This window comes from Vicinamibacteria bacterium (assembly GCA_035620555.1).
In the GTDB taxonomy this organism is placed as follows: Bacteria; Acidobacteriota; Vicinamibacteria; order Marinacidobacterales; family SMYC01; genus DASPGQ01.
This window is the reverse complement of sequence record DASPGQ010000721.1, coordinates 1-2,207: the sequence shown is the minus strand read 5'-3', so window position 1 is coordinate 2,207 and position 2,207 is coordinate 1. Positions and strand designations below refer to the sequence as shown.

4 protein-coding genes and 1 tRNA gene are annotated in these 2,207 nt (G+C 61.6%); 3 read left to right on the top strand and 2 right to left on the bottom strand.

Annotation, left to right across the window (positions count from 1 at the left end):
• A partial coding sequence (locus VEK15_29155; GenBank protein ID HXV64802.1) for a redoxin domain-containing protein occupies positions 1–375 on the bottom strand: 375 nt, incomplete at its 3' end.
• A gap of 159 nt (positions 376–534) precedes the next feature.
• On the opposite strand from VEK15_29155, the gene VEK15_29150 reads away from it, so the two are divergent.
• The 3 genes from VEK15_29150 to VEK15_29140 all read left to right on the top strand — a co-directional run bounded on the left by VEK15_29150 (position 535) and on the right by VEK15_29140 (position 1,285).
• Positions 535–623, top strand: a tRNA-Ser gene (locus VEK15_29150).
• Positions 624–773: 150 nt separating this feature from the next.
• Complete coding sequence (locus tag VEK15_29145) at positions 774–1,052, top strand: nucleotidyltransferase domain-containing protein (protein ID HXV64801.1); 279 nt, start codon at positions 774–776, stop codon at positions 1,050–1,052.
• The gene (locus VEK15_29140) at positions 1,049–1,285 is read left to right on the top strand and encodes a HepT-like ribonuclease domain-containing protein (GenBank protein HXV64800.1); all 237 of its coding nucleotides are present in this window, start codon (positions 1,049–1,051) and stop codon (positions 1,283–1,285) included. The genes VEK15_29145 and VEK15_29140 overlap by 4 nt, the downstream gene beginning before the upstream one ends.
• 290 nt (positions 1,286–1,575) lie before the next feature.
• On the opposite strand, the gene VEK15_29135 is transcribed toward VEK15_29140, so the two are convergent.
• Positions 1,576–2,207: hypothetical protein (locus VEK15_29135; protein ID HXV64799.1), on the bottom strand; the 632-nt coding region annotated here is incomplete at its 5' end.

Genomic DNA, 2,207 nt, shown 5'->3' with positions numbered 1-2,207 from the left:
CACCGCCGTCCGCCCGTCGCACCCCCCTTCGGTGTCCACGGGCAGCATGCCGTAGAGCTTCGACACGGTGAGGTCGGTGTCGCCGATCATCGGGTAGTTTGGGGCGAATCCCTGGGTGTCCTTGATGTCGGTGGCCCACTTTGCGTGGTTGCCGACCGGATCGACGCTCAGGCCGATGATCTTCGTGTTGCGCCGGTCGAACTCGGGCTTGAGCTTTGCCATGTAGCCGAGCTCCGTCGTGCACACCGGCGTGAAGTCCTTGGGATGGGAGAAGAGGACGGCCCAGGAATCGCCGATCCAGTCGTGGAACCGAATGCGTCCCTCTGTCGTTTCCGCCGTGAAATCCGGGGCGATACTGCCAATCTGCAAGTTCATTTACCAGCCTCCTGCCGAAGGAGCAAGTGTTTGCGATCGCAGGCGGGCTCGTCAACTTGCGGGTGACGATGGCGATGGAAGGGAGGAACGAGCCCCGAGCCCCGGATTGTTCGTTGTATAATCAAAGATTCCTGCGACTGCGGCGCGGTTCCGCCATGCGGAGAGGTACCGAAGTGGTCGTAACGGGGGCGCCTCGAAAGCGTCTTGTCCGCAAGGGCACGTGGGTTCGAATCCCACCCTCTCCGCCAATAACTCATTTAGAATAAACTAGTTACTGGCTCTACTTTCGAACTGTGTCTGTTTGTACCTGCCGGCCTCGTAACGCGGGTGCCTACCCCCACCGCGTGGAGCATCTCTGCGGGATCTCGCAGGGCTACAATTGACCTGAGCAGCCTGCTGTGACCATCGAACGGAATCGCGCCGAGATTCTCCGTATCGCCGCGCGCCACGGCGCGCGGACCGTGCGCGTGTTCGGTTCCGTCGCCCGCGGCGAGGACCGGCCGGACAGCGACGTCGACCTTCTGGTCGACATGGACGACGACCGATCGCTGCTCGATCTCGTCGGTCTCGGCCAGGACTTGCAGGAACTACTCCAGCGGAAGGTCGACGTCCTGACCGACGAGAGCATCCATCCAGCTGTTCGACCGCGGATCGCCGGCGAAGCCCGCGAGCTGTGAAGGACGAGCGCGTCTACCTGGGGCACATCCGGGACGCCATCAACGACATCAAGGCCTATGCATCTGGCGAGGAGGCGTTCCTTGCCGACCGGATGCGGCAGGATGCGATCATCCGAAAGCTCGAGATCATCGGCGAAGCGGTCAAGCGACTCTCGGACGAAACCAGGGCTCGACGGCCTGAGATTCCGTGGAAGCAGATCGCTGGCATGCGGGACCGCCTGACCCACGACTAATTCGGTGTCGACCTCGGCTTGGTGTGGCGAGTAGTGGACCGCGACCTCACGTCGCTTCAGGTCGCGGTGATCGCCTTGCTGATGGGGCCAGAAGACGGTTCGGTCGACAACCCACGCTGACCTGGGGCGGTGCCCTTGCGATGCGCGTACTCGAAGTCTCGGCGCCGCCCCCATGACGCCAAGTGCAGCTTCCTAGCCCTCGCGCTGCCGTCGACAACCATCTTGCAGATGCCCATCTTGAATCTTCGAGACGACCACAATCAACGTTGCGCTCGCTTCGGTCCGGCATGCTATTTCTCCTCCACCCCCATCGCGTCGCGTGGCGCGGCTAACGACTCATCACCAGCTGCCGCATCGGTTCGGGCGCGGTGAAAATGGAGCGGATCTCGCAGGCTTTGCAGCTCCCGGTAGTAGTAGAGCGGGGTTGGCCGATTTCGTGTGAATGTGAGCTTCTTGAGAAACTCGATTTCCTCCGCGGTCGCATCGCCCGCCAGAGATGGATCCTGCAGGAAGGCCTGGAGCCCCGGCTCTTCGTTGACGGGTGGGACGGGTTCCCGTTCCACGAACTCAAATTTTTTCGGGTGCCCGGTCGCCAGGCGGCGGTTCAGGACGATCTCCATCGCGAACGTCGTGAGGTCGATGTCCCACGATTCGATCAGCGGATCCAAAAACGTGACGCAATTCTCGGGCGAAACGTTGAAGACATCCGTTTCCAGGAACTCAAGCACCATGACCCGCATGTGCTCGTAGCTTCTGTCGCTGAGTCGAGCGACGAGACGGAGCCAGTTTTCATCTTTCAACTCCTGTTTCGTCAGTCGCTTGGCAACGTCCAGCAGCTTCTGGGTGACGAGGCGTTCGAGCGCGCCAAAGGGCTCCCTCTCGAACATCGCACGGATGGGCTGCGCGTTTCCGGAAGCGTACT